Source organism: Enterobacter cloacae complex sp. XAL002, assembly GCF_049236805.1.
GTDB classification, from domain to species: domain Bacteria; phylum Pseudomonadota; class Gammaproteobacteria; order Enterobacterales; family Enterobacteriaceae; genus Enterobacter; species Enterobacter intestinihominis.
In genome coordinates this window covers 1-25,719 of the sequence record NZ_JBMKJN010000023.1, presented here as the reverse complement: position 1 = coordinate 25,719, position 25,719 = coordinate 1, and the positions used below count along the sequence as shown (strand labels likewise).

The window sequence follows — 25,719 nt, the reverse complement described above, 5'->3', positions numbered from 1 at the left end:
TATCGTTGCCATAGCTTTGATTGAACACTAAATTTTTAACCTCGCTCCGGCGGGGTTTTTTGATATGATACTCCAAAAATAAGGAGAACATCATGTCTTGGCTGGGAATACCTTTTAATTACTTTAACGATTCAATTATCGAATCCACTGCCATAAGTATTAGTAAGTTGCCCGCAATCATTGTAGAAAGTGGCTTCGGTTGGGATTCGGTGTTGGGGTCACTAATTGCAGGGGCCATTCCAGCCTGGATTGCATGGCGGGCCATAAAACATAGTCAAATTTCGCTTAGATACCAAATAGAGATAAGCAATTTTAATTTGTGGGCGCATGAGTTGCGCGATGCGATTAGCAATTTGGTGTCTCGCATCATCAATATATCAAATATCGTTCAGGAAATAGAAGATTGTCCTAATAACTCTGACGGTGAGCGTCGTATTGCTGAGTTGAGGAAAATATTATTTGATATTGGACGTGATATAACTTACCAGTCATCTAAGTTATCTCTTTTAATTCTTCAAGACTTCCCGGACTCTGATCCAGACTATTTGAAGATAAAATCGGTGATTGAAGAGGCTAGGAAAGCCGCTAAAGAAGGTGATCTGCATATCTTATTTGGAGAGAAACTTAATGATAGATGCGACGAAGTTCTGGCTGCAGCAGGTTCCCTCATAACAAAAAAAGCCCTCAACATTTAATTACTAATTAATAGGCTCGCCTCAGCGGGCCTTTCTCTATTTCAGGCCCCGGAAATCACCCTCATCACGCCTTGATGTAAAATTTCAGCCAGAAGGCCTGACCCTTTCAAACACACAGCACCCGCTAACTACGCGAGGTGAGAGCATGTATCGCATGGAAAAAATAACCACTGGTGCTGCCTATGGCGCTTCAGCCGGGAGCATCCTCAACGGCATGCTGAATGCCTACAGCCCCGAGCAGTGGAACGCTATCGGCGTGCTGGTGGGTATCATCATTGCCGTACTGACGTATCTGACAAATCTCTATTTCAAGATCCGCGAAGACAACCGCCGCAGCAGGAGCCGAGATGAACCCGACACTCAGGAATAAGCTGGTGGGTGCCATTGTTGGCGGATCCGGAGCAATCACCATTGCTGCAGTAATGCTGGGTAATGCGGATGGCCTAGAGGGGCGGCGCTATTACGCCTATCAGGATGTGGTCGGCGTCTGGACTGTTTGCGATGGGCACACCGGTGCCGACGTTCGCCGCGGTCACCGCTACACCGACAAAGAGTGCGACAACCTGCTTAAGGCAGATCTGCGAAAGGTGGCAAATTCCATCGACCCGATGATTAAGGTTCTCATCCCTGAGCCTACTCGCGCCGCGCTTTACTCTTTCACTTATAACGTTGGTTCTGGTGCCTTCGCCAGTTCCACGCTGTTGAAAAAGCTGAACGCCGGAGACGTGCCTGGGGCATGCAAGGAACTGCAGCGCTGGACGTATGCCGGTGGCAAGCAGTGGAAGGGGCTGATCACCCGGCGCGAGATTGAGCGTGAAGTTTGCGAGTGGGGCCAGAAATGAGCCGATTAACCGCCATCATCTGCGCTGTCGTTATCTGCCTGCTAGTTTCCATGGCCTGGGCGATTAATCACTACCGCGGCAACGCCATAACCTACAAAGACCAGCGCGATAAGGCGACGGTCCTGGCAAACACATCGGAGGCGATCGCCAGCAACGTGATCACCACGATGAACCTCGTCCGTGACATTTCACAGGCTACCCAGAATGCAAAGAACGAACTGGCCCAAAAAGGCGAGACGCGCATTGTCTACATCAGGCAGGCGCTTGAAGGCGATCCGTGCGCTAACCAGCTTGTTCCTTCTGCAGCTGCTGACAGCCTGCGGGAATACGCAGACAGTTTACGTTCCAGCCCCGGTGGTGCCAATAAGCGCTGACCTGACAGCAGACACGCCGATTCCCGGAATGGCCGTGCCATTCACTTGGCAGGCAAGTCTGGAGTTAAACGCTCAGCTCTATACGGCGCTTGGGCAGTGCAATCTGGATAAAAGCGCAATTCGTACAATAGAATCAGAAAGAGCTAAGGAGCAAGAACTCCAATCTCAACGCCAGTCCAAGTGAAGATGGCTGCGAGGATGATCATTAGCTTTATCCTATTTGGAGTATCCGGTGACCCATACGTGTAATTTTCGGCAATACTACCGTCATCATTGTAACGCTGCGCAACATGTTTCTTGATTTCGTCAGGTTCTCTTTTGCCTATTGAATTTGCAAAGTTCTTAAAGCTGTTGATGAAATCCGAAGTCAAAAGTTCGTTGTTAATGTGATGGGCTGCATGGTTTCTTATTTTATTCATTAACATGAAACCTTTATACGCACCCTCAGGCATACCAAGCTTGAATGCCAGTTGTGCCTTTGATGCGTAATTCATCTGCAGTTTCACTTTGTCGACTGGCTCGTCTGAAAAGAGATCTTTTGAATTCAGTGCACCCGCAAGAAACGCCTCTAGGTAGGTTTCAGAAATCAGGTGTAACCTAAGAAAACAGCCCAAATCATCCTGAGAAGAAAAAGTAGCAATCATTGCTTCTCGTACAGATATGTCATCGAAAATAGTGCGAAAAATTATAGCGTTCACTTTTGCCTCATGCCGCGGAGAAATCATTATTATGCCTCAGGGCTTAAGGCACGTGCATCACTATATTTGGATAATCCCCAACAGTGGAGAAAAAGGCCCTCAATGTCTGATACCTACCAAATCACGTTAACCACCCAAACAGGCGAAACCTTCACGGGCAAGATGTCACGACGTCAGCCTGAGCTGGTAAACGGGTTTGTGCCGCTGGCGACGGAAACTGGACAGTGGCTGTATTTCGCGCCTGCCGATGTGAAGCGCGTGGAGTTCACGCCAGTACTGGCTGACGAGACCGAACAGCCGGAAGAAACGGAGTAACTAAGCCACGCGACGTCCGATAGAGACTGGCAGGGGTATCAATATCTCCCAGAATGGCTGTTGTGAAAATGTCGTGCCAGACCAGTAATGTTCAATCTGGTAGGTATAGACGAGGCACGAATTATCTCTAATCAATAGCGACATATCGCCTCTGTGAACTAAGTTTTCGTCTGCGTCAACTTCGTAAATTGGAGAGCTTGGATTTCGAAATTTAGCCCTGAAATCCTTTGCATTCTCTAGTTTTTCACATGCAAAGAGACACTCGTAGCGAGAAGGGGTGTTAGGTCGCATAGCTCTTCTGTAAAATTCAAGACCCCAATCGATGGAGAAATTTATATCCCCAGCAATGGCAGAGGCAGATAGGAAATAGCCATTACCATGATGTGAAACCCCACGCGGGAACAGCGCTGTTACCATGGCTTGCAACTCTACAGGCTGAATAGATGGCTTCACTGGATTAATAAGCATGCCTTGTGAATAGTAATTTCCTGCATCAACTGTGTAATACGTAGTCATAAGTTACCCAAGGAAAAATTAATGGCACTCACCGACAAGCAAGAAATGTTCTGTCGCGAGTACCTCATCGATTTAAACGCCACGCAAGCGGCTATTCGGGCGGGGTACAGTGCAAAGACAGCTAACCGCACTGCGTCCGAAAACCTGTCAAAACCTGACATCCATTCCAGAATTGCCGAACTTAAAGCGCAACGCAATGATCTGGTTGGCATAAATGCGACATACGTCCTGAATCGTCTCGTCGAAATTGACCAGATGGATGTGCTCGACATCCTCAAAGACGACATGAGTCTGAAGCCAGTAAGCGAGTGGCCTTCATCCTGGCGGAGATATCTTATCGGCTTCGATGTGGCTGAGATGTTTGAAGGCCGCGGGGAAGATCGTGAAATGGTCGGGCTTCTCAAGAAAATTAAGTGGCCGGATAAAGTTAAAAACCTCGAGCTGCTCGGGAAGCACGTTGATGTGATGGCCTTCAAAGAACAGGCGACGCATGAGCATACGGGTAAGAACGGCGGCCCTATCGAAATGGTGACTCTGACTAAAGAAGAGTACAAGGCTGCACGGCAGGAGATGATGGAGGATGACGACTGCTGAGCAAAAGGCTTACGCCCGTAAGGTTGAATGCGAAGAGGATGGGCTTTACTTCGCGCGTTACTTCTTCAAGCAGCGCACCGGCGGCAAGATGATAGTCGCGCCTCACCACAAGGTGATTCAGCAGACACTGGACCGCGTTATTGACGGTGAGATTACGCGCTTAATCATCAACGTCCCCCCTGGCTACACGAAAACAGAACTGGCGACCATCAATATGATGGGGCGAGGGCTGGCACTCAATAACCGCGCTCGCTTCATGCACCTGTCCTATTCGCACAATCTGGCCCTGCTGAACTCCTCGACAGCACGCGGTATGATTAAGTCACAGGCCTATCAGGCTATGTGGCCTATGGCGCTGCGTGACGATGCTGACAGCAAGGCGATGTGGTGGACCGAACACGGCGGCGGCGTTTATGCGTCATCTGCTGCCGGACAGGTTACAGGCTTCCGTGCCGGACACATGGAACCAGGCTGGCAGGGCGCGCTGATTATCGATGACCCGGTTAAGCCGGATGACGCCTATTCTGATACTGTGCGAAACGGCGTCAACAACCGTTTCAACGAGACAATCAAATCACGACTGGCGATCGAGACGACGCCGATGATTGTCATCATGCAGCGGATCCATTACCACGACCTGAGCGGGTATCTACTGCGTGGCGGGAGCGGCGAGAAGTGGCATCACCTGAACTTGCCTGTTCTCATCGATAACAGTTGCAGCTACGAAGAAACTTATCCGGAAAACACCCACGCTATCCCTATTGACCACGGCTTGCCTGATGGCTGGCTGTGGCCGTTTAAGCACAACGAATCGCACCGCTTATCGCTGTTTTCTCACCGGCGCACCGCGGAAGCCCAGTACATGCAGAACCCTAAACGCTTCAACGCGGAGGGGGCGCTGTGGAACGAGGAGATGATCAGCGCCGCCAGGGCGCTCAACATCACTGAAGAGTTGTCGCGAACGGTAATCGCGATTGACCCGCAGGCTACGAACAGCGAAGAAAGTGATGAAACGGGTATCGTGGCCGCCAGTGTTTATGGCACCGGAGATCGCAGGCAATACTCTGCTGATGGAGATTACAGTGGAAAATATTCACCCAACGGCTGGGCGACGAAGGCGATGGAGGCTTACGACATTCATGAGGCTGATGCGATCGTCATTGAGACCAACCAGGGCGGCGACATGGCTGAGGACACTCTTAGAAACGCCGGGTTTAAGGGCCGGATTATCCGCGTCCACGCCAGTAAGGGTAAATTTGCCCGCGCGGAGCCAATTTCAGCACTCTATTCGCAGGGGCGGGTTGCCCATCATGGCAATCTCTACAACCTCGAAAATCAGCAGATGGAATACATCCCAACCACTGCCAAAAAATCACCCGATCGGCTTGATGCTCTCGTGTGGGCAATGACCGAGCTGAGCGGGCAGACAGTCGGCGCAGTTTTCTTCTAAGGAGCATCGCCAGTGAGCGAACAAGATAACGGCCTTCAACTGGCTGTGAACAACCTCGCCACTGAAATGCGGCGAGCGAATTACCTGAATGCCATCGGTATCGGTGGCGGAAACACAAAGCGACCGACGCTTTACCAGGAATTTGGCTACCCACGCACGATCACCTTCAGCGACTTCTACAACATGTACCGCCGCAACGCCGCCGGGTTCGCAGTTGTGCACCGTCTGCTGGAAGGTTGCTGGCAGGACTATCCTGTCATTGTTGACGGTGATGAAGCGCAGGAGGCTGAGGAAACAAACTCCTGGGAAAAGAAAGTCACCAAGTATATGAAGAGGCTGTGGCCGAGGGTGAAGGACGCCGATCGCCGCAATATGGTAGGGCGCTACTCCGCGCTTCTGCTGCAGGTGAAAGATAACCGGAACTGGGATCAGGAAGTCGACACGGCTTTAGTAAAACGACTCGGCGAGTCAGCGCTGGTAAAACTTATCCCGGTATGGGAGCCGCAGTTAACTGTAGCCGAATGGGATAACGACCGTCAGTCTGAAACTTTCGGCCAGCCGAAGATGTTCAACTTCAACGAGCAGCCAGTTGGTGATGAGCCTTTTGTCGGTCCGATGCGCGGAGAACCGGTACACCCGAGCCGCGTTATCCTGTTCTGCGAAGGATCTGAAGACGACAACGTGCTGTCCGGCATCCCGCTGCTGGAGGCTGGATTCAACAAAGTCCTCGATATTGAGAAGATTTCTGGTGGTGGTGCTGAAGGATTCCTGAAGAACGCCAGTCGTCAGATGGTAGCAGAGTTCGATAAAGAGACCGATATCGCCACGCTGAATCAGCAGGCAAAAGATTCTGGATATAAAGACCTCGGGGAAGCGTTTGAGGATAAATTCAAACGTATGAACAGAGGTACCGATGCGGCGGCTGTCATGCAAGCCGGGAGGCTTAACGTCCTCTCGGTTACGCCAGGTGATCCGGGACCAACCTGGGAAGTCACTGCGAACGAACTGGCCGCCTCCGTGCAAATCCCTTTCACAATCCTGTTCGGTCAGCAGACAGGGCGACTGGCGAGCGACGAGGATAAAACGGACTGGGCTATTCGACGCAACACGCGGCGCAATGGCTTCCTGACAGACCGCATCACCGCGCTGCTTGAACGCTTCTGGACGCTTGGAATTATCGACCCGCCAACCAAAGGCGAGGTCACCATCTCCTGGAGCGACCTGCTGGCGCCAGGCGAGAAAGAGAAGATCGAGAACGCGTCTAAGCTGGCCGACATTGTGCAGAAAACCACTGGCTTCTATGGCGGTGAGCCGCCGATTACAGCCAATGAACTGCGCGAAGTTGTTGGGCTTGACCCGCTGCCGGAGCCAAAAGAACCACCAAAACCGGACGAGAAGGTGACTACCGATGATCCACTGGCCGATGACACCAGAACAGACGGCAAAGGTGGGGCTGCCGATAGTTCCGCGCAGCAAGGTTGACCCGACCCGATCGGCAAAGCAGGTGACCGCGATGTTCCGGGATATCGAAGAGCGGTATCTCGGCATCAAGCGAGAACTGAAAGCTCTGTTAGACCAGCGCCTGACCGGGCGAGAGCGCGAGGTAAACAGCCATAACTGGCACTTCCTGTGCCACGACCACGGCGCGGACATGCGGCTCTACCAGGTCAACGCCGGCAAGTTCATCTACGACATGTCGGCGCAGGAACTGGCTGACCTGCTGGAAGCAGTGCAGGGCATTCTCGATGATTACCTGCTGGATGGCGGCGAGCAAAACCTCTGGGCGATGGATTACGTCGTCGCAGAAGCACAGCGCGGCACGCTGGAGGCCTTCAACAACCTCTCGCAGCAGTCGCAGATATACGCCAGCCAGACGTCGCTACAGCAACTTCTAAACAGTCCCGGCTATCTGAATCAGATAGCGGCGGCCAGACTGACAACGTTCAGTGACTGGAAGGTTATCAGTGACACCGCCCGCGGCGACCTGACCAACATCATCACCGATGCAGTAGCGCGCGGCGTGAATCCTCGCGAGACGGCCAGTGTCATCAGCAAGCGCCTCGATGTGTCTATGTCGAAGGCAAAGACCATCGCTCAGACTGAGCAGGTCGGTGCACTGCGGCAGGCACAATGGAGCGAAACCGACTGGGCTGCTGACCGGCTGGGGCTTAACACCGGCCTGCTGTGGCTATCAGCACTCAAGCCCACTACGCGCAGCTGGCACGCCAGCCGTCACGGCAAGGTCTACACCACAGAAGAGGTGCGGGACTTCTACGCAGAGAACGGCAACCGGTACAACTGCTACTGCAGCCAGATTCCGGTGCTGCTCAACGACGACGGCAGCATTTTCAACGAAGGGCTGGAGGATAAGCTGGCGAAAGAGCGCAAGCAGTGGACGAAAGCGGAGGCGGCTTGATGTATATTTATTTGCAGTTTTCTCATTGAGGGTATCGCAATGGCAGTTGCTCCAGAGTCCGGCATGAAAGTTAAGTGGCGCAGCGTCTACTGGCCGATTGGCGAGTGGGTAAATGAAGAGGGTGATATTGTAGAAATCACTAAAAACTTCAGAGCGAAAAGCGACGATGGTGAAATATTGGTTGTAATGAATAATGAAACATCAGGTGGTGGACATGGTGAGCCGGCTATTACATCACCAACGCCATCATTCATTCATGCTGACACGTTAGATTCACTGCCACATCCGCCAGGTTTTATTGAAATCAAATAAATTACAGGTCGCTCAGGCGGCCTTTTTTATTGCCTGAAATCCACCAATGAGGACGCTATGTGGCAATTATCCTATGACCTTAACTTCCCAATCCGTGGCTGGGTTTATTCAAAACCTTTAGAAGTGCGCTGGGATAATGGAAGCGTTGAGGATGTGCGTTTATGCCATTTCTTCCCAGTAAAGCCAACTAAGAAGCAACTCCGCCAGGCTCGCAAAAACAAAATCCATTAAGAGGACACAACGTGAAGCTATCCAGCATCCACGTTAAATCCCTCGCCATCAACGCCTCCAACATCTCAACGACCACCATCAACGGCCAGGAACACTACGTCATTCGTGGTGCGGTCCCGATCGTCGATGACATCGTGATGAATGGCGGCCTGTACCCGGCGGAGGAGATTAACAACAGCTACCAGACGATGGAGCGCAAGTTAATGCCGATCGGCCACCCGATGGTGAACGGCAAATACGTCAGCGCCAACGACCCGCAAGCGGTCAACGATTACTACGCCGGTGCATGGGCTCAGAACGTCAGCAAGGCCAACGACAAAGTCGTGATGGACGTTTACGTCAATAAGGCTGTGGCAGATACCAAGCCTGACGGGAAGCGCCTTATTCAGCGCCTGGACGACATGATTTCCGGCAATAACGCCGACCCGATTCATGTCTCTACCGGTCTGCTGCTGAACAAAGAGCAAAAGGCAGGTGAGTCGAAGCAGAAGAAATACTCCTGGGTCGCTCACAACATGCAGTTCGACCACATCGCGATCCTGCTCGACGAGCCAGGCGCCGGTACGCCGGATGAAGGTGTCGGCATGTTCGTCAACGCTGACGGGCAAGAGGCCGATGTTGAAGCGACGAGCCTCATCGATGCAGCCAACAGCATGAAAGACGGCTGGTGGAACAAGGTGAAGTTCTTCATTAGCAACGCTTCAGAGATGTCCTTCGACGACATCTACCAGGCGCTGCGCATGTCCATCAGGCAGGACGACAAAAAGTGGCGCTACGTCGTCAGTGTCTGGCCTGACCATTTCGTTTACGAAGAGGATGTCGAAAACGCCAAGCCGAAGCTCTTCGACCAGAAGTACCTCATCTCTGACAAAGTCGTAACGCTTGTCGGCGATCCAGTAGAAGTCGTGCGCAAACCAACTGAGTACGAAGTCAAAACCAACGGAGAAACAAACCCGATGAAAGAGAAGATGATCGCCGCGCTCAATGCCGCAGGCGTTAAAACCGAAGGGCTGACCGACGATCAGGTCTGGGATGCCTACAACCAGCAGATGCAGAAGAAAGCCGGTGGCGGCGACCCGGCAGGCACTCCGATGAATGCTGAAGCCATCACCGCAGCAGTAAACATGGCGATCGGGCCACTGACCGACAAAATCAGCCACCTGGAAACTCAGCTGCAGGCCAACGCGGAGAAAGACACCGCCGAGAAGCGCCAGGCAGTGAAAGCCAAGTTCCCGTTCATGACCGAAGCGGCGATCAACTCACTGGCTCCCGAAGCGCTGAACGACATGTTCTCTCAGTGCCAGACGAGTACCGGGCTCAACCCTGCATTCCAGGGTAACGGCGCACAAAGCGAAATCCTTACCATGGAGGCACCTGAATAATGGCTCTCGCTCCTCGTTCCCATACCGTAATCGCGGGCCCGGCCCGTAAGAATGACCCGCAGGTCATTGAAGCGCTCTGCAAAGTTGCAATCCTGCCAGGTTCACTGGTCGAACTCGATGCGACCGGTCAGTGGATTTACCACGCAACAGCAGGCGGCACTGGCGTACCTCTGGTGATGCAGCACAACTACATCGGTGGTGGTGATATCCGTGACGCAGTGCCAGCCGGTGATACTGGCGCGGCCATCATGTGTGAAGACGACGTTGATTACCACATGCGCGTCAAAGCCGGTGAAGTGCTGCTGGAAAATGAAGGCCTGGTGTCTGCAGGTGACGGCACCCTGGCTAAATCGACCGCCCCTACCACTGACCACATCCTCTTCTACTCACGCGAGAAATACACCGTTGGCGCTGAAGCCCAGCTAGTGAAAGTTCGCAAATCAGGGAAAGCAACCGCATGAGCATGATCGTATTTAACAAGAAACTGGTTACCGACTATAACCAGGTAAAACAGGCGTGGAACCAACTGCTGATGCAGCGTGAGTCCTTCAACATCAACCAGAACACTATTTCCGCCCAGTATGGCGGTGCGCTGGAAGTTAACCAGGCAGCGCTTATCTCCAAAGACTACTGGCGTGAAGTGGACAACATCACCACCCGAGTCTTCCGTAATGACGAAGGCAATGGCCTGCTGGATGATCTGCTCGGTCTAGGTACGCCGATTTCTATCGGCAAGACGGCTGCGCTGTATCGCGTTTCCAGTGATGCTGGCAAGGTTCATCGCACACTGACGGGCCACGTTCCGGAAGAACTGGATAAAGTCATCTACGACGAAGTTGGTGACCCAATCCCGATCTTCAACACCGGCTACAGCCGTGAATGGCGTGAGTGGAACGGCATGCAGTCAGAAAACCTCGACGCGATGGCTGATGATCAGGAAGCGCACGTTGCGGCTATTCGTGAAGACATGGCTGACTACATGCTGTCAGGCGATGCGAAGGTGAAGGTGAAAGGGTATGTCGGCGCAGGTATCACCAACCACGCCAACACCAACCAGGTGGATCTGAGTGCGTCTGGTCTGAATATCGACCTGACCACTGCTACCCCTGACGAGATGGTAGCTTTCTTCACCGGCCCGTTCGCGAAGCTTCTGGATGATAACTACGTGCAAGAGAAGGTGAAGGTTTGGGTATCGCCTGACATCATGCGCAACATGAGCAAGCCGTACTCCTCCGCTGCCGGCTTCAAAGAAGGCACCGTGCTGGAGTACATCCTGCGCTACGGCCGCATCGAGTCTGTTAACCAGACCTTTAAGCTGACCGGTAACCACTTCATCTCGTACGTGCGCAACTCGCAGTACATCAAGACGCGCATCGCCGCGCCGGTGGGTACCTTCATGATCCCGCGCCAGAATCCGTTCGACAACTACAACACTCTGGTCTGGAGTGCTGTCGGTCTTCAAATCAAGCGCGATTTCAACGGTCGCTCTAAAGTGTTCAACGCACAGGGTTAAGGGGCTTCGGCCCCTTCTCTACGGGAGAGAGCATGAAAAAGTTAAAGGTCGAGAAGACTGGCTGCTGGGGAACAATTAACGGCGTATTCCAGCAACTGCCAGTAGGTCATGAGTTTGTTGCGATTGACGTTCCACCGGCTTTCGCTGGTCGCGTATCGGTGGTGGGCGAAGTCGAAGAGCAAGAGCTTGAAGTTGCCACGCCTAGCGCTGACGATAAAACCGCAGAGCAGGCTGACCCCTCCGCTAAATCGAAAAAGGCGAAATAACCATGGCTGACCCAATCACAGCGGCAGACGTGCAGGCGTTCCTCGGTGAATTGGGTTACTCCATCCCGGGCGTGCTGCTGGAGCCGATTCTCTGCGTGGTAAACAAGATCATCCCGTGCCTCGATGGCGCGGGGTATGACGAGTGCACCGCGAAGCTGATCCTGATGTATGCCGCCGCGCTTATGGCTACTTCGTCCGGCGCGCGCCGCATCAAATCGCAGGGGGCGCCGTCTGGCGCGTCCCGCTCGTTTGAATATGGTGACGACAGCATTACCTGGCTGCGCGACTCGCTGGCCCGGCTTGATACCAGCGGTTGCACCGGTGAGTTACCGATCAGCGCTGGTAATGGCGTCGGCCTGTTCATGGTGGTCGGGGACTGCTGATGACGTACAAATCAGTTAAGCACGGCCTGCCGCGTTCGTTCACGCGCGTCTGGGTGATGACCGACACCGGGCGGGAGACTACCGGCTACGTCAAATCGGACGGCGAGTGGTTCATTAACTGCCCTCGCATCCGGGCGACTGGCGCGAAAGTGCTGAGGTGGAAAGATGGCTGAACGATATGAAGTGCATGCGTTTAAATGCGATGGCTCTACGCACTTGTTTGTCTGGGTTAATTCAACGGGAGTGAAGTTTTATTCATTTGTCGGAGAGTCATACGGCATCTGCAAAGACATGTTTATGAAAAGAGCTAGCGCTGAACTGATGGGGCGGCATTCAGGATATTTGCGAGGGCTGGTCGGATTAAATGATTCAATCATTGCGAAAGTGGAGACTTTTACCATATGAGCAGCGTTGCGAGCTGGAGTTACACCGCCACGGCGACCATCTGGCGCAAGCTTGAAGGCAATGACGAATACGGCGATCCGCTTGGCTATGCCGAGCCTGAGCAAATCCTCTGTGATTACGAAGGCGGGCTCAGCAAGAAGTTAGCCAGCCTGGGCGCTGAAATCGTCGTTAAGAACACCGTCTGGACAGAGTTCGCGCTGGCGTCCGTCGGTGATTACCTGCTGATTGGCGAGTCAACCGAAGCTGACCCGGTTGTGGCCGGTGCCGACGAGGTGCGTCAGGTTATTCGCTATGCCGATACGTTTGAGCGCCTTGCGGATGATTACGCCATCCTGACGGGAGTGTAGCCATGGGCATCAAAGTACGCGGCGTTAAGCAGTCGAAAGCCGGGCTCAACCGCATCATTAATGACGTCAAAGGGCGAAAGGTCGTCAGGGCGCTACAGTCAGCAATGATAATCGGCAGCTCCCAAGCCGCGCTTTATACGCCGATCGACACCTCAACGCTGCTTAATAGCCAGTATCGGGAGTTGATTAACAACGGCGTTCGACTCACCGGGCGAGTTGGATACACCGCTAACTACGCCGTATTCGTTCACGATCCTAATGTGCCGCAAACCTTCCGCCGCGCCACCGCTCAGAAAGAGTTCCTCACTAAAGGATTTGAAGACACCCGCAGCCAGATTGATGCCGTAATGCGCAAGGAGCTTTCAGTATGACACCTGCCATGTATGAGCGCGTGCGTAACTACTTCGTTGATGCCGGGCTTACCACTGGCTTCATAGTTCAGTTGCTGGCTTGGGACGACACAACGAAGTTAACCGACGCATTCATCGTGTTCCGTCCTAACGGCGGTACCGACATTCGAAATGACCTCGGATCGGACCACTACGTGCTGGTGGATGTCATTTCCGCCAAGGATAAGCGTCGAGCAGCCGCTGAGAAGGCTCAGGAAATCATCAATTATGTTGAACAGAACGACATTACCGACGAATGCCTTGGGCTGATTCAAAACCTCGGCAATGTGCCCGCACCTATCCTGACTGAAGAGGGCCGCCTGGTATTCCGACTCCAGTTCATGTGCGTTTACGGCGAATAAACCCATCACCAACCCATCAGGCTGCCATCCGGCGGCCTTTTTTAATTGAGAGGTACACATGCAAGGCTGTGCTAATGATTTTGGCAAGCTGATCGGGAAAGTAGCTGTGCTACGCATGGCCTTTGGCTGCCCCGATGCAGTGCCAGCGCTTTCCGAGTGGAAGCGTCTCGGCGCTATGACGACCAAGGGCATCGACTATTCGATGAATACCATCAACTCCGAGGCAGATGATGCCAAAGGGCTGGTGGAGAACCTGGTCAACAACATGGATCTGACGATCTCTGGTGAAGGTGAGTTTCGCAAGTCTGATAAAGATAACGAGATCGGCGCGTGGCGTCTGTCGAAGTATATCTTTGACGAAGTCCAGGCCGGTCGTCAGCCCAACCTGTGGGTGCGGTTCGACTTTGCGGGTGAGAACGCCGGTACTTACATCCAGGGTTACATGAACACCACGTCATGGTCTGGTGATTTCGGTACCAACGATATCTCCACCTTCTCCGGCGAGTGGAAGGTCTACGACGCTGACACCGTTGTGTTTGAAGTGGCTGACTCTATCGATGTCACCGGCGTTGAAGTTACCCCTGCAACTGCTTCTCTGGCCGTTGGCGCAACCCAGCAACTTAGCGGCTCTGTTCAGCCAACCGATGCGACTAACAAAGCGATCACTTGGACGACTTCGGCGGCATCTATTGCCACTGTCAGTTCAACCGGCCTGGTAACGGCAGTCTCCGCTGGCACCGCGACCATTACAGCTACAACCGCAGATGGTGATTTTACCGACACCTGCGCTGTTACCGTGACCGCCGCACCGTAATCACTACAAAGGGCGGCGTGCTGCCCTTGATACTGGTTATGGAGAGCGATATGACCCCTTTGAAAGAAATTGGCGAGTGCCTGATTGGTGCTGGCGGCCGTGAATACTTCTTCCGTCCATCGTTCCGTAACATGACTCGGATCGGCGAACCAGAACATATCGTCCGCACTTTCTATGCGCTGTTCAATGAAGATGTAGCAAAGATGCTTGAGGCGGCGCGCGAAATTCACAGTGCGATACCAGAGCATCAACGCAGATTTTACGCCCACTATTTCGGTGACGTTTCGCTGCCACGCTGGGCACTTGATGCAGCAGGCTCTGCCGCGTTTGTGCGTGAGGCATTGCTCTCGGCTATTAACGTCATTCAGTCATGCTGTGACGAGGACGTTTCTGAATTGACAGGCTGGCACGAGCCATCACGCACTGGAAGGCGTACGTTTGTATGGCGCCGTGGCGCTCTCCCGCCTGAGAACCTGATTCTGATAGCTCAGTCGCTGATCATGCATGGCGTTATCGGACGGGCGAAGGTTCGTAAGTTGCAGAAGCACGAAAGCAAGGAATCGACGCCGGAGTTTCATGCGACTGAATACATCATGGCGGCGCGCAACCATTTCGGGATAAGCAGGGAAGAGGCTGAAAACCTTACCATGACCGAATTCGCCATGATGCTTAACGCCAAATACCCTGACCAGAAAGGCTTCACCAGGGAAGAGTACGACGCTGTTATGGAAGATGACGATCGCCGTTGGCAGGAAATGATTGAGCGTGAAAAATCAGCAAAGAAGGCGGCCTGAGTTAATAATGGATGTACCAGCCCCGCCCGACCGGGCGTATGATGGCATGACAAAAATACTCAGGGGATAAGAGTGAAGAAAATACTTTTGGCTTTGGCGATTCCATTGGTTCTGGCTGGCTGTAAGCCGGGCGAGGAAAAGGCAATTTCTCTGGCACAATCTGAAGTTTCAGCCAATCTACTGGATCCTGGCAGCGCGCAATTCCGCAACGTGAAAGTTGTGAAGATGACAGATGCCGATGATGGCCGTGTTAACGCAGTTGTTTGCGGGGAAATTAACGGAAAGAACGGTTTCGGTGCCTATGCAGGGTTCCATCCTTTCTTTGTTGAGCTGAAAATGAAATCGAAGGGGATGCTCTCAAAAGGCGTCGACTACACCCTTGGTGATCACTTCCTCAGCTCGAAAGATACGCCTCCACCGCCGGCCTACACAGAACGATGCCAATAAACGACACGAATAACTAACCCACCACTCGGTGGGTTTTTTTATGCCCGGAGAAAACTGATGTCTGAGAAAGCAGGCGAGATTTATTACGACATCGAGGCCGATGTATCTGGCTTGCTCAAGGCCCAGGGAAAGGCCAATAAGTCGCTCGACTCCATCGGCAACTCGGCGACCAATGCAGCCAAAAAGATGGATGAGTTGCAGACGAACATCAACCGCGTCGCCGGGGCAATTGCCGCCTCACTCGTAGTTGACTGGGGTAAGGCGTTTCTCGTTGCTGCTGACAACATGAGCCAGCTCAACGCGCGTATAGAGAGGCTCACTGGTAGCGCAGCGACAGCCTCGCAGACTATGCAGAGTCTGATGCGCATCAGTTCGGCAACGGGTGGTTCGCTACAGGATACAGCAAAGCTGTGGGAGACTCTCAGCACGGCGTTGCGTGATACTGGAGCGACGAACGGCCAGGTCATCCAGCTCACCGAAACCCTTCAGAAAATAGGTCGCATTGGCGGATCCTCATCAGAGGAAATGGCGAATGCGCTGCGCCAGTTCGGGCAGTCAATTTCCTCCGGTACGGTTCGGGCGGAGGAGTTCAACTCCATCCTTGAGCAAATGCCGGAACTGGCGCGCCAGATTGCCGCCGGGATGGGTGTAAGCATCGGAGAGCTTCGTCAGCTGATGCTGGACGGGAAACTGACGGCAGAAGATGCTCTTAACGCCATTCAGAAGCAAACCGGCTCAGTCAATGCAGAGTTCGAGAAACTCCCGCGCACGCTTTCACAGGCCAATACCGCGCTGACAAACTCATTCCTGTCGATGATCGACTCTGTTAACCAGGCAACAGGTGCGAGTAACGGCCTGGTGGCAGTCATCGATTCAATGACTGCTGCACTCGACCGGCTGGTGGGTAAAGCGGCGTCGGCAGATGCTCAGATATCGGATCTGAACAGCACCGCTGAAATGTTTACTCGCCGCGCGCGCACCTGGTCATGGCTTGGGCTTGATGGCTGGGAGGCGCAAAACAAAGCGCTGGCCGGGCTGAGTAATAAAGCCGCAATGCTGGTTGGCGACCTGGCCGCTGTTTCCAAAGCATCACAGACCGCGGCTAACACAAAGCCGATCGAGATTAAAACGACCGCCTCAGCTACTGGCAGCAAAGCGAAAGGCGGAAAGTCTGCGGCACAGAAAGAAGCTGAGCAATACGCCAAAGCTCAAGAATCTGTTAATCAAAAGCTGGATGAACTGAGGCAGAAGGCCGAGCTGTCAGCTGGCAGTGTTGGTGAACTGTCCAGAGCGCAGGCCGTGCTTAATGCGCAACAGTCTCTCGGTAACACAGCCACGCAGGAACAAGTTCTGCTGGCTGGGCAACTGGCAGGAAAAGCCTGGGACAATGCCAACGCATTGCGTGAGCAGGCCAAGGCTGAACGGGAGCGCACAGAGGCTGCAAATAAGTTCAGTACCATCCAGGGTAAAACCAGCAAAACTGCCGGGCTGGATAGCCAGTACCAGAAAGACATCGCTGATATCCAACAATACGCCCAGCTTTACCCGCAGAAGATCGGTGAGGCTGAGGCCGCGCGTGCAGCCATCGAGCAGCAGTATCGTGATCAGCGTAACGCTGCGATGTGGGAAGAATGGGCGCAACAGAACGCGGCCACTCAGGCAGCAGCGGCGGCATTTACCGCATTCGGCAATAATGCCTCTAACACTCTGACTGGTCTTATCACCAAAAGCATGGACGCTGAAGAGGCAGCTAAATCTTTAGGAAGAACTGTTTTAAATAGCCTAGTAAACACATTTGTGCAGATGGGCGTCGAGTGGGTTAAGTCGGCCATTATGGGCCAGACGGCCACTACCGCGGCGGTTGCAGCATCCACCACCGCACAGGTGGCAGGCATCGCAACCACGACAGCGACTTCGACGGCTGCGGCTGCGGCTACTACAGCGGCATGGACTCCAGCGGCCATCATGTCCTCCGTGGCTTCATTCGGTGGCGCAGTGGCTATTGGTCTTGGCGCGATGGCTGGCATCCTGGCACTGTCAGGAAAACGTAAAAACGGCGGCCCCGTCTCGGCTGGTGGGATGTATCAGGTCGGCGAAGGTGGCATGCCAGAGATTTACCAGGCCAGCACCGGTAAGCAGTACATGATACCGGGCGACAATGGCAGGGTGATCAGCAACAAGGAGATGACTGCAGGCGGCGGAGGGGTAGTTATCAACATCCAGAACTACACGTCATCGTTCGTTGATGCACAGGCTGGCACTGATGCAAATGGTGGGCTTACCGTTGATGTCATTGTTGCAGACCTGAACAACGGCGGGCCAATCAGCAGCGGTATAACCAGTAACTTCAATGTTAAACGCACGCCAAGGGGGCAGGGCTGATGCCAATTATCGACTATCCCGACTGGCTGCCGCTGGCGCAGAAGGCCAGCAAAAACATGACGCTCGATACCGGGTTCCAGACCGATCAGCCAGCGGTCGGCCCGGCTATCTTCCAGAACCTTACCGACGACCTGAAAGTGACCTGGTCCCTCACGTGGATTTTCACCTTGGCGGAAGACCGAGCATTTCAGCAATGGTTACGTAGTCCCAACTATCTTCACGGCGGTCTTTATTGGTTCAGAATGCCGATAAATCTTGGCGGAAGTGGCTTGCAAGTTCAGGAGCTTCACTTTACGAAAGATGGTTTCCCTGTCCAGACCAATATTTCTGGCGGGGTGGTGACATGGACAGGAACCGTTATTGCCAACCATCTGTACAACGCTGACGACGAGTTTGACGACGTAATTGTTGAGCTGCCGCCGCCGTGGCCTTCAGTGCTTGATATCGTGGTGACTGGCTATCCGGACGGACGCGATCCAGAAAGTCTTCCGAGGGTTCCCTGATGCCTTCATATCGTGAATATAATCAGAAGCGCCCGATTAGCGGCTGTTACAACACCATCACGTTCTATCACCCCTCCTTTGGTTACGTCCGCCTCGTCGACAAACAGTTCTTCCCGAAGACGCTTGGCGGCCAAACGTACACGCCTGCGCGGTTTGAAATCGAAGAGAGCCAGCAGAGCGGAACTCCGGTAATCGACGCATCGGTGAAGCTTGGGCGACTGTCTTCAGATATCAAAACGCTGATGAAGAAGTGGAGTGGTGTTTCCAGGCTGTCGCCTATCACGGCAACTCGTCAGGTTTTCGATAGGGTTGATACCTCTACGCCAATGAAGAATTGGACATTATTTGTAAAAACTGTCGATGTTGTTTCAGATAACGCATCAGTTACTTTATCAATGACAAACCCGCTAAATAACAACATTGGCCAACCATATGATCCAGTCGAATACACGGGACTTCAGTACCTCTGATTTTATCAGCCGGATGATCGGCGTGCCGTGGTCTAACCGCGCCTGCTCATTCGAAAAGACTGATTGCTGGGGGCTGGTGGTGCTGTATTACCGACACGTTCTCGGCATTGAGCTGCACCAGACGCCGGGTTACGAAGCCGGGGAAGATTTCTTCACCTGCTATCTGGGAGACGTCGTTTTCTGGCGCAAGGTCGATAAACCGGTCGAGGGCGGGATATTCGTCGGGTACCGCGGCACGCAACCGGCACACGTTGGCCTGGTACTGAACCGGCAGGCGCTGCACTCGCGTGGAGAGAACGGAAGCGTACGCATGGATTCGTTGCTGGTCATTCAGCGGGCATTCACCAAAGTGGAGTTTTTCGAATATGGCGCTGGTTGAGATATCGAATTTTCCAGGAACGCCTAAGCTGCGTTGCAGGGTGCCAAACGGCACCCTTTTTTATGACTGGCTGGCGGCCAATGACGCTAATTTTCACCGCGATCTGCTGATCGTCCGCAACGGCGTAAAGCTGGGCGACGATGATGAGCTGGCGTTTGAGTTGAGCGAGCTGGACCATATCCAGATATTCGACCAGCCAAAGGGCATTGTCGGCGACATCCTGAGCCCGATCTTTAAAGTGGTTGGTCAGGTATTTTCGTTCCTGGCGCCGAAGCCGGCAATCGCGAACAACGGCGGTAATACCGTCGACTCACCGAACAATAGCCTGACCGGTCAGACAAACACGGCGCGCGTATATAAAGCCAAGCCGGACATCTACGGACAGATCCGTTCGTTCCCGGATTTGATTCAGGAATCGGTGTTCGAATACGTGCACCAGACGTCCACCGACGGCGGCCTGAAGTACGTTACAGAGTGGATGTGCATCGGAATCGGTAAATACGATTATGAGTCCGTTCGCTACTCAGAATCCAGCCTGGGCTCTCTGGCCGGTGCCGAATTCCAGTTCTTCCAGCCTGGCGAAGTAATCCCGCAGATCGTCGAGGGATACGGATTCGATGACGTTGACGGGCAGGAGGTTCCCGGGCAGAACGAAGCCAGCGACTTCCCTATCGAAACAGCAACGGCAAACACGGTGGTCAGCGGCACCTATTCCGGCGGCCAGATAGCGATGAAAATCGTGAAACAAGCTGAGTTCGACTATTTCATGGGGCTGGTTCTGCCGCACGCGGTTACCTTCACCATCAACGTGACGTACAGCACCGCCTCCGGCAACGTTACTACTGATGCAACATTCTCCGGCACGCTGATCTCCGCCGTTGAAACAAACGACGGCGCGGTTGTTGACCCGGTGCGCTGGTACACGTTTACGATGAACCAGCTGGAGGGGCCGCAGGACATCCCGGCGAATGCCACGATCAACACCACGAAATTCATCCTCAACGATAACGAGGCGCTGGTGGTTGGGCCGTTCTTCTCTCCAGTTGAGTCAACCCAGTTGTGGCTTCATACGCAGTCCAGCCTGGGCGGTAAGAAAGAAACGAACTGGAAGGTGGTCATCTGGAAAATCGACGACGACTACAACCAGGTGCCGGGAACGCAGCAGACGTTTACTTACCGGCAGACGACGCCGCACCAGTCGACGAGCGAGGTGTTTTATCGCACTGACAAGATCACTCCGACCGGCGGGCTCGGGAAATACGCGGTCAGCTTCCAGCGCACGGATAACTCCGGTGACGCGTCACTGCTCAAGGTCGAAGAGATCCACAGCATCAACATCAGGACAAACGTCGTTCACCCGACCGACACGCTTGTACGGGTGAAGGTGAGGGCGACAGAGAACGCACTTGGCAGCCGCGAGCGCAAATATAACGCGCTGGTGACCCGCCACACTATCACGTACAGCCTGGACACGCAGACGGTGGATTACACGCTGCGTCCGTCGCGCTCGTTCGCTGATGCGGTGGCGCATACCTGGCTCATTATGGGCGAGCAGCCGGTAAGCAGCATTGACCTGTACGGGCTGTACTCGATTGCCGAAAGCCTGCCTGATGAGCGCCTGGGTTACTTCGACTACACGTTTGACGATGAGAATGACTCTCTCGGTGACCGCGTGCAGGCGATCTGCAACGCGGCTTCAGTGGTGGCGTACTGGGATGACGGCGTGCTGACCTTCACTCGCGATCAGAAGGTTGACTACCCGGCGGCAGTATTCAACCGGGCCAACATGAAGACGGACGAGTACAAAATGACGTACGAAGCTACTCTTCCAGGCGGTTATGACGGCGTGCAGGTGTCCTACGTCCACCCGACCACGAACAATAAGACGTACATCAACTATCGCGTGCTAAACGGCGCCATCGTCGAACAGGAAGCGGAAAATCCGAACAAGCTGGAGATAGTCGGCTTTCGTAATGAGTATCAGGCCCGGGAGCGCGCATTACGAGAAACCAAGCGCCTAATCTACTCGCGCGTGAAGATGAACGCCAAAGTGTTTGAGGACGGCATTATCCAGGTCGGCAGCGTCATACAGATGCCCGACATCTACGACAGCAACCAGCAGCAGGGTTACATCACCGGACGCGCCGGTAATAACTTCGATACCAGCGAGCCGATCGTGTTTACCGGCTCGATGTATGTGCTGGTGACCGACAGTCTGGGCAATCCGACACTGCGCTATCCGGCGACTGCACGCAGCGACACGAAGTACGGTTTCACCGCGGCAATACCCGACATTCAGCTCAATATCTGGAACGGAGACACTGTGCAGCTCCCGTCGCGCTACCTCATTGCGACAGTGGAAGAGCTGAATAGTCAGCTATGGACGGTGAACAGCATCAAACCAAACACAGATAACACTGTTTCACTAACAGTCGCAGAATACAGCGACGCCATCTACGAATAAGCCCCATCCCAACAAACAACACCCGGCCACCGCGCCGGGTTTTTTTATGGAATCAATATGGCTACGACACCAACAAACCTGCCTGTTCCAAGCGAATCACCGCGCGATCTGAAGTTCAACGCCGGGAAAATTGACGAGTTCGTCACTTCGATGGGGTGGACTTATATCGATCGCTTTGGTCAGAAGCACTACACAATCGAGGGAATCAATTACATCGCGCAGCAGGCAATGAACGCCTTCGGTTACGTTATCCTTACAGGGAAAACATTCACCACCGGCGCGACTATCAACAACCCTAATGAGGTGCTGCTGAACACCGCCGACGGCGAATATTACAAATGGACTGGTACGTTTGCATCCGGCCCGAAAGTTGTTCCGGAAAACTCTACCCCTGCCAGCACTGGTGGCGTTGGTCCTGGTTCATGGGTTGGTGTCGGTGATGCATCTCTTCGTGCAGCACTGGCCGCGATGGATGGCGAGAAGTTAATTGGTGAGTGTCCAGACATTGCTACGCTTCGAACTATAGAGCCATCCTATGACAAGCAGCGCATCACCGTACGGGAGCACACCGCAAATACCGGCTATGGTGGTGGTCAGTTCCGGGCCGTAATGTCAGGATCGTCGTACGCTGATAACAACGGGACAATCATCAAAACTAGCGGTGGCGCTGCATGGGTGCGGGTAAACGTCGGTTATATATCACCGTATATGTTCGGAGCGCTACCGAGGGTTGACGCAACTACCCCTACAGCACATACAGCCATTAATGCGGCGGCGGCAGCCGCTGTGTCACAAAACGCCATATTTGATGGGCTCGGAGCTACATTTAATGTAACCGGGGAATGCACAATCAACAACAGCAACTCCATAATTTTTCAGAATATGGGTCTTGTCGTTACTGATGTCGCTGCATCTTTCAATGTTGTGCGCGTGCGCAACGCAGACCACACTATACGACGAATACGTATTGAGGGGAGCAACTCTAAAGTTCTTGGTATTAATGTAGAATCTACCGCAACAGGTACTATTGTTGAGAGCTGTAAAGTAACCAATACTGGGCTAACCGCGATATACAGCACCGCCTCGCGAGTTGTAGCCAGGAATAACCAGACAGACTCTTGCGGTCTTTTAGGAACAGGCAACTACCGTTGCAGTATCTGGTTCAACGAGAACGAACATGCTGTTATGGAGGGGAACATTTGCACCAATTGCGCTTGGGGAATCCTAATGAGAAATACCATAGGAACATCTCAAGGTTACTTTAATACCATGCGTAACAACATTGTAGTTTCCGCTTCAGGTACGACGGCAGACTGCCAGGGGATATCAGCATCTGCCCAGATCCACCTGAGCACCACTGATAATATTGTGCGCGGTTTCCCGAATAACGCAATTGACCACCAGAACTGCTTCGGCATGATTATAACCGGAAATCAGATTCACCAATGTAACGATGGAGTGTTTATCGGAGACAGGTCTTGTGGCCGCATCATCATTTCAAATAACAATATTGAGGCCTGCTTTACAGGCATCCGTTATTACAACCCGTCAAACTCAACCCCTGAGTATCAGAATCAGACTTTTGCCGATGTTCAGATAACAAATAATGTCATCTATACGTCTACATCACGAGCTATCTGGGTGATTATGACTGGAACAACTTCGGCTAATTTCATGACAAATGTCAACGGTAATATAGTTGACGGGAACGGCTCCGCGGGTCTTGGTATTGTTATGGATACTGTGACATACGGAAGTGTTAGCCAGAACCAAGTACGAAGAGTCAGGGGCCATGGTATTGACTTAGCATCCTGTGAGGGGCTGCGGGTTATGGGTAATAGCATTGCGGATGCCGGGTTTACCACAACCGGCACGTACAACGGCATTAATCTAAGCAATTGCAACCGCTGCAATGCATCTGATAACTACGCAGTAGGGCCTTCTATGATTTATTCTGTGGTACTTGGTGGCGGGGCTTATAACATGGCGTATACCAATCACGCGCGCTCAACCTCAGGAGCGACGGCAGTTAGCATTTCCGGTGGTACTGGGAACGTAGAATCATTGAATATTAAGTCATAACTAATGCGCCCCTAATGGGGCGCAACTATTCAGATTGGCATACCATATTTGGCATTCATTTCTCTGTCCGGCTGGATTTTTATCTCAATGTTACGAGGTATCAACCCATTGGACTTAAGAGTTTCTGAAATGGCTTTTCCTCTTGTTACCGGGAACGGCCAGTTGTCATTGTTATCACCCTTGGGCACATGTAGGGTCATTGTGCGTTGGTTTCCATTAACTGCGTTTTGCACCTGCTCAATCATATCTTGACCTATCGCGTAAGCAACTGAAAAAGGAACGTTCCCACTATTTGACTCTCGCAAAGAATGAGACTGGTCCGTGGTCTTGTTAATTAAGAACAGCATAACTATTGGAGCGAAATAGTGAACAGCCTTAAAGCGCTCAATGAAGTACCCCAAGCCCAAACTGGCAGCAACTATCAAGTACATAAAAGAACCCCACATTGCCACAGGTCGAGTGGCATAGTTAGCACTAGCCTTTGCGCACACCAGAATAAGAGCCAATGTAGTGATGGCACCAGAGATAACCGATACCCAGAAAGCGTATCTTTTACCTTCAGTACTTTCATCTGAATTTCTTCTTAGCAAAAACACTGCACCGCAAACCAATCCAACAGTCAGCACAATGAAGAAGGTGCGATCTGTTAATTTAAGCAGTGAGTAAAATGCATTGACTGTACCTGAAATATCCAGATGATCTTTTGCCATTCGGTCCGCTCTTCCTCCGTTCATTTCAAAGAGAGCAGAAATAGCCCACATCGCCAGAGTGATGCAGTGGAAAGGGTAATCCTTAATCGTCTCAACAATTTTAAATCTGTTGCTAATGAGATTCAGAAGAAGTACCACACCGCACATAACTGCAAGCAAAACACTGGCAAAAATGTTCGAAAATACACATAGGTAAATGGAAAATATCAGAACGCCAGAAAAGATCGCTCTTTCGTAAAAGAATGGCTTTAAGGTTGACGACATTCTTAAAACGTAAAGTGCCAGCGTGCCGTTTATTAGGGCTGGAACAATATAGTGATAATAACAGGTAAGATTTTGCTCCCACAACAGGTATGGACTGTTATTATTATTTAGAGTTCTGAATAGGCCGAACAGGCACAGTAAGTAGAAGATCACTAAAACTGAACTTGTGTAAGTTGATAACCCTGCGGTCTTCCTCATCAAAAGATAGAATTGATAAAGGAATAACACAACAAGAACTGCAACTAAAACCGCTGTCAAATAAGCAATAGCTTCAAGGAATGTAAACCCAAGAGGCATAACGACAGATGAGGCAATGTTACCAAATAGTGGGAAAGATACCTCAGGAACTACCTTGATAGGGTTAAAACCGCCCCATTGCGGATATGCTTGCCTACCGGAAGAAAGGTTGATCCACTCATCGCCAGAAGTAATAGTTACCGGATGAATAACCGTAAAAAACACAGCCACAACTGCGAATACAAATGTGAACAACACCCACTTTATTTGAATCTCTTTTCCCAAAGTCTGACTAATCATTTCTCGTCCTTCCGAATATCATTGAAATCTTTTTTGATGATGTATCGAGGCCTTCCTTTAACTTCAACATAAATTCTGCCGATATATTCCCCAAGCACACCTATGCCTATCAACTGAATCCCGCCCAAGAAAAGTATTGAAACCAGCATTGATGGATAGCCGCGAACCGGGTTGCCGAACGCTAACGTGTCGACGATCATCCATGCGCCATAGATGAAGGCCAGGCCAGCAACGAACAAGCCGATATACGTCCACATGCGCAGTGGGAAAGTTGAGAAACTGGTGATACCCTCTAACGCTAGGTTCCACAGTTTCCAGCCATTAAACTTAGAATCCCCGGCAACACGTTCTGCGCGGGCATATTCAACAACATCAGTGCGGCC

34 protein-coding genes and 1 pseudogene are annotated in these 25,719 nt (G+C 52.5%); 31 read left to right on the top strand and 4 right to left on the bottom strand.

Annotated elements, in window-relative coordinates; genetic code table 11:
* The first annotated feature begins 92 nt into the window (after positions 1–92).
* The 5 genes from ACOT0L_RS18825 to lysC all read left to right on the top strand — a co-directional run bounded on the left by ACOT0L_RS18825 (position 93) and on the right by lysC (position 2,095).
* The gene (locus ACOT0L_RS18825) at positions 93–695 is read left to right on the top strand and encodes a hypothetical protein (protein ID WP_063927038.1); all 603 of its coding nucleotides are present in this window, start codon (positions 93–95) and stop codon (positions 693–695) included.
* A gap of 145 nt (positions 696–840) precedes the next feature.
* Positions 841–1,065, top strand: coding sequence for a class II holin family protein (locus ACOT0L_RS18820; RefSeq protein ID WP_001752682.1), 225 nt, complete (start codon positions 841–843; stop codon positions 1,063–1,065).
* Positions 1,043–1,537, top strand: coding sequence for a lysozyme (locus ACOT0L_RS18815; protein WP_126504024.1), 495 nt, complete (start codon positions 1,043–1,045; stop codon positions 1,535–1,537). Before ACOT0L_RS18820 ends, ACOT0L_RS18815 begins: the two co-directional genes overlap by 23 nt.
* Positions 1,534–1,911: a DUF2570 domain-containing protein gene (locus tag ACOT0L_RS18810; RefSeq protein WP_126504022.1), complete on the top strand. Its 378-nt coding sequence runs from the start codon at positions 1,534–1,536 to the stop codon at positions 1,909–1,911. The genes ACOT0L_RS18815 and ACOT0L_RS18810 overlap by 4 nt, the downstream gene beginning before the upstream one ends.
* Positions 1,892–2,095 carry an Rz1-like lysis system protein LysC gene (gene lysC / locus ACOT0L_RS18805; RefSeq protein ID WP_126504020.1) on the top strand — a complete coding sequence of 68 codons (204 nt, stop codon included), beginning with the start codon at positions 1,892–1,894 and terminating at the stop codon, positions 2,093–2,095. Before ACOT0L_RS18810 ends, lysC begins: the two co-directional genes overlap by 20 nt.
* Here lysC and ACOT0L_RS18800 read toward each other — a convergent pair.
* Positions 2,055–2,609, bottom strand: a complete 555-nt coding sequence (locus tag ACOT0L_RS18800; RefSeq protein ID WP_126504018.1) for a hypothetical protein — start codon at positions 2,607–2,609, stop codon at positions 2,055–2,057. The two genes, lysC and ACOT0L_RS18800, sit on opposite strands and share 41 nt — an antisense overlap.
* Positions 2,610–2,711: 102 nt before the next feature.
* Between ACOT0L_RS18800 and ACOT0L_RS18795 the strand changes: the two genes are divergently transcribed.
* Positions 2,712–2,924, top strand: a complete 213-nt coding sequence (locus tag ACOT0L_RS18795) for a hypothetical protein (protein WP_126504016.1) — start codon at positions 2,712–2,714, stop codon at positions 2,922–2,924.
* Here ACOT0L_RS18795 and ACOT0L_RS18790 read toward each other — a convergent pair whose 3' ends face one another.
* Positions 2,925–3,440: a DUF2441 domain-containing protein gene (locus ACOT0L_RS18790; protein ID WP_126504014.1), complete on the bottom strand. Its 516-nt coding sequence runs from the start codon at positions 3,438–3,440 to the stop codon at positions 2,925–2,927.
* Between the two features lie 21 nt (positions 3,441–3,461).
* On the opposite strand from ACOT0L_RS18790, the gene ACOT0L_RS18785 reads away from it, so the two are divergent.
* From ACOT0L_RS18785 to ACOT0L_RS18665, 25 genes are all read left to right on the top strand, one after another.
* The gene (locus ACOT0L_RS18785; RefSeq protein WP_126504012.1) at positions 3,462–4,034 is read left to right on the top strand and encodes a terminase small subunit; all 573 of its coding nucleotides are present in this window, start codon (positions 3,462–3,464) and stop codon (positions 4,032–4,034) included.
* On the top strand, positions 4,021–5,484 hold the full coding sequence (locus ACOT0L_RS18780) for a DNA-packaging protein (protein WP_126504010.1): 1,464 nt from the start codon (positions 4,021–4,023) through the stop codon (positions 5,482–5,484). Before ACOT0L_RS18785 ends, ACOT0L_RS18780 begins: the two co-directional genes overlap by 14 nt.
* A 12-nt stretch (positions 5,485–5,496) precedes the next feature.
* Entirely contained in the window at positions 5,497–6,966 is a 1,470-nt protein-coding gene (locus ACOT0L_RS18775) for a DUF1073 domain-containing protein (RefSeq protein ID WP_126504008.1), read from the top strand.
* The gene (locus ACOT0L_RS18770) at positions 6,893–7,900 is read left to right on the top strand and encodes a phage minor head protein (RefSeq protein WP_126504006.1); all 1,008 of its coding nucleotides are present in this window, start codon (positions 6,893–6,895) and stop codon (positions 7,898–7,900) included. Before ACOT0L_RS18775 ends, ACOT0L_RS18770 begins: the two co-directional genes overlap by 74 nt.
* A gap of 39 nt (positions 7,901–7,939) precedes the next feature.
* Entirely contained in the window at positions 7,940–8,212 is a 273-nt protein-coding gene (locus tag ACOT0L_RS18765; protein ID WP_063135720.1) for a hypothetical protein, read from the top strand.
* Between the two features lie 57 nt (positions 8,213–8,269).
* Positions 8,270–8,443 carry a DUF7279 family protein gene (locus ACOT0L_RS18760; RefSeq protein ID WP_185817722.1) on the top strand — a complete coding sequence of 58 codons (174 nt, stop codon included), beginning with the start codon at positions 8,270–8,272 and terminating at the stop codon, positions 8,441–8,443.
* Positions 8,444–8,454: 11 nt separating this feature from the next.
* Entirely contained in the window at positions 8,455–9,825 is a 1,371-nt protein-coding gene (locus ACOT0L_RS18755; RefSeq protein WP_126504004.1) for a DUF2213 domain-containing protein, read from the top strand.
* Positions 9,825–10,286 carry a hypothetical protein gene (locus tag ACOT0L_RS18750; RefSeq protein ID WP_126504002.1) on the top strand — a complete coding sequence of 154 codons (462 nt, stop codon included), beginning with the start codon at positions 9,825–9,827 and terminating at the stop codon, positions 10,284–10,286. The genes ACOT0L_RS18755 and ACOT0L_RS18750 overlap by 1 nt, the downstream gene beginning before the upstream one ends.
* On the top strand, positions 10,283–11,338 hold the full coding sequence (locus tag ACOT0L_RS18745) for a major capsid protein (RefSeq protein ID WP_126504000.1): 1,056 nt from the start codon (positions 10,283–10,285) through the stop codon (positions 11,336–11,338). Before ACOT0L_RS18750 ends, ACOT0L_RS18745 begins: the two co-directional genes overlap by 4 nt.
* Positions 11,339–11,370: 32 nt before the next feature.
* Entirely contained in the window at positions 11,371–11,604 is a 234-nt protein-coding gene (locus ACOT0L_RS18740) for a hypothetical protein (protein WP_126503998.1), read from the top strand.
* A gap of 2 nt (positions 11,605–11,606) precedes the next feature.
* On the top strand, positions 11,607–11,987 hold the full coding sequence (locus ACOT0L_RS18735) for a DUF7370 family protein (RefSeq protein WP_126503996.1): 381 nt from the start codon (positions 11,607–11,609) through the stop codon (positions 11,985–11,987).
* The gene (locus tag ACOT0L_RS18730; RefSeq protein WP_045335910.1) at positions 11,987–12,160 is read left to right on the top strand and encodes a hypothetical protein; all 174 of its coding nucleotides are present in this window, start codon (positions 11,987–11,989) and stop codon (positions 12,158–12,160) included. The genes ACOT0L_RS18735 and ACOT0L_RS18730 overlap by 1 nt, the downstream gene beginning before the upstream one ends.
* Positions 12,153–12,392, top strand: a complete 240-nt coding sequence (locus tag ACOT0L_RS18725; RefSeq protein WP_126503994.1) for a hypothetical protein — start codon at positions 12,153–12,155, stop codon at positions 12,390–12,392. Before ACOT0L_RS18730 ends, ACOT0L_RS18725 begins: the two co-directional genes overlap by 8 nt.
* Positions 12,389–12,739, top strand: coding sequence for a hypothetical protein (locus ACOT0L_RS18720; RefSeq protein ID WP_126503992.1), 351 nt, complete (start codon positions 12,389–12,391; stop codon positions 12,737–12,739). Before ACOT0L_RS18725 ends, ACOT0L_RS18720 begins: the two co-directional genes overlap by 4 nt.
* A gap of 2 nt (positions 12,740–12,741) precedes the next feature.
* On the top strand, positions 12,742–13,110 hold the full coding sequence (locus tag ACOT0L_RS18715) for a hypothetical protein (RefSeq protein WP_014883994.1): 369 nt from the start codon (positions 12,742–12,744) through the stop codon (positions 13,108–13,110).
* Positions 13,107–13,490 (top strand): phage tail termination protein, encoded by a 384-nt coding sequence (locus tag ACOT0L_RS18710; RefSeq protein WP_058648026.1) that lies wholly within the window; start codon positions 13,107–13,109, stop codon positions 13,488–13,490. The genes ACOT0L_RS18715 and ACOT0L_RS18710 overlap by 4 nt, the downstream gene beginning before the upstream one ends.
* A 58-nt stretch (positions 13,491–13,548) precedes the next feature.
* Positions 13,549–14,304, top strand: coding sequence for an Ig-like domain-containing protein (locus ACOT0L_RS18705; RefSeq protein ID WP_126503990.1), 756 nt, complete (start codon positions 13,549–13,551; stop codon positions 14,302–14,304).
* A 50-nt stretch (positions 14,305–14,354) separates the two neighbouring features.
* Complete coding sequence (locus tag ACOT0L_RS18700; RefSeq protein WP_126503988.1) at positions 14,355–15,098, top strand: DUF6246 family protein; 744 nt, start codon at positions 14,355–14,357, stop codon at positions 15,096–15,098.
* Between the two features lie 72 nt (positions 15,099–15,170).
* Positions 15,171–15,545: a hypothetical protein gene (locus tag ACOT0L_RS18695; protein ID WP_126503986.1), complete on the top strand. Its 375-nt coding sequence runs from the start codon at positions 15,171–15,173 to the stop codon at positions 15,543–15,545.
* Between the two features lie 57 nt (positions 15,546–15,602).
* Positions 15,603–17,927 carry a tape measure protein gene (locus tag ACOT0L_RS18690; RefSeq protein ID WP_126503984.1) on the top strand — a complete coding sequence of 775 codons (2,325 nt, stop codon included), beginning with the start codon at positions 15,603–15,605 and terminating at the stop codon, positions 17,925–17,927.
* Complete coding sequence (locus tag ACOT0L_RS18685; RefSeq protein ID WP_045333321.1) at positions 17,927–18,430, top strand: hypothetical protein; 504 nt, start codon at positions 17,927–17,929, stop codon at positions 18,428–18,430. Before ACOT0L_RS18690 ends, ACOT0L_RS18685 begins: the two co-directional genes overlap by 1 nt.
* A complete protein-coding gene (locus ACOT0L_RS18680) occupies positions 18,430–18,900 on the top strand; it encodes a hypothetical protein (protein WP_126503982.1) in 471 nt (156 codons plus the stop codon). The genes ACOT0L_RS18685 and ACOT0L_RS18680 overlap by 1 nt, the downstream gene beginning before the upstream one ends.
* A gap of 13 nt (positions 18,901–18,913) precedes the next feature.
* Complete coding sequence (locus ACOT0L_RS18675) at positions 18,914–19,279, top strand: NlpC/P60 family protein (protein WP_126504097.1); 366 nt, start codon at positions 18,914–18,916, stop codon at positions 19,277–19,279.
* On the top strand, positions 19,266–21,743 hold the full coding sequence (locus tag ACOT0L_RS18670) for a host specificity factor TipJ family phage tail protein (RefSeq protein WP_126503980.1): 2,478 nt from the start codon (positions 19,266–19,268) through the stop codon (positions 21,741–21,743). Before ACOT0L_RS18675 ends, ACOT0L_RS18670 begins: the two co-directional genes overlap by 14 nt.
* 57 nt (positions 21,744–21,800) lie before the next feature.
* Complete coding sequence (locus tag ACOT0L_RS18665; protein WP_126503978.1) at positions 21,801–23,825, top strand: NosD domain-containing protein; 2,025 nt, start codon at positions 21,801–21,803, stop codon at positions 23,823–23,825.
* 29 nt (positions 23,826–23,854) lie between these two features.
* On the opposite strand, the gene ACOT0L_RS18660 is transcribed toward ACOT0L_RS18665, so the two are convergent.
* Complete coding sequence (locus ACOT0L_RS18660) at positions 23,855–25,336, bottom strand: hypothetical protein (protein WP_032104988.1); 1,482 nt, start codon at positions 25,334–25,336, stop codon at positions 23,855–23,857.
* A pseudogene (locus tag ACOT0L_RS18655) lies at positions 25,333–25,719 on the bottom strand (glycosyltransferase); the annotation flags it as partial. The pseudogene ACOT0L_RS18655 and the gene ACOT0L_RS18660, both read right to left, overlap by 4 nt.